This is a genomic window from Vibrio sp. 1727, from assembly GCF_033344415.1.
GTDB lineage: Bacteria > Pseudomonadota > Gammaproteobacteria > Enterobacterales > Vibrionaceae > Vibrio > Vibrio alginolyticus.
In genome coordinates this window covers 1-648 of record NZ_JAWPOT010000357.1, presented here as the reverse complement: position 1 = coordinate 648, position 648 = coordinate 1, and the positions used below count along the sequence as shown (strand labels likewise).

The 648-nt window shown below is 34.6% G+C and carries 1 protein-coding gene; it reads right to left on the bottom strand.

The annotated features are described in order from the left end of the window. On the bottom strand, positions 1–78 hold a 78-nt coding region (gene alaE, locus R8O10_RS25720; protein WP_318192026.1), incomplete at its 3' end, for an L-alanine exporter AlaE. Between the last annotated feature and the right edge of the window lie 570 nt (positions 79–648).

The window sequence follows — 648 nt, the reverse complement described above, 5'->3', positions numbered from 1 at the left end:
TGTAATAAAGCAAAAAACAACCATAGCAAAAGTATCCGCTGCGGCATGACGAATACAAAATGGTCCACGAGACTTCATTTACAACCCCTAAAATCAAACACTGCAATTAATAAAGAACTAAATATGATTAACTGCCACACAACTTAATTACCAGTTAATGACACTATTAAATCACAACATTTGTAGATTATGGCTCTATATTTAAAATAAAGTTGTAAATTAATAACCAACTTTAGAAACAAAAGTAGTTTTTTTCACCGTTTTAGCGAAAAACAGGATTTTAAGGGTAAAAAAGGCACAAAAATATGGAAATGGCTTACTTTTAAGAGGGTTGAAAATGAGTAGCTGGTATAGAATTGGAACAAAATTTGGTTTTATTACACCAATTGCAAACGCTTATGCTACCTAGATGTAAAAAATCAGAGTATAAATGACGGCACAAAGCGCTACTGATATGGTAAAAATACGCTGAAGTTCAGGAAGAGCCAAATGAGCGGCGAAGAAAACAAATGGACTGCTTTTTTATCTGTAAAATTACGGCGCAGCAAGTAACATAGTTAATGTGTCTATATCTTCCTGATCGGGTGGAGATTGACGCAGTAGATCGCGTTTAATCCTAGTGATAACCTCCGACAATACCTCATCTGT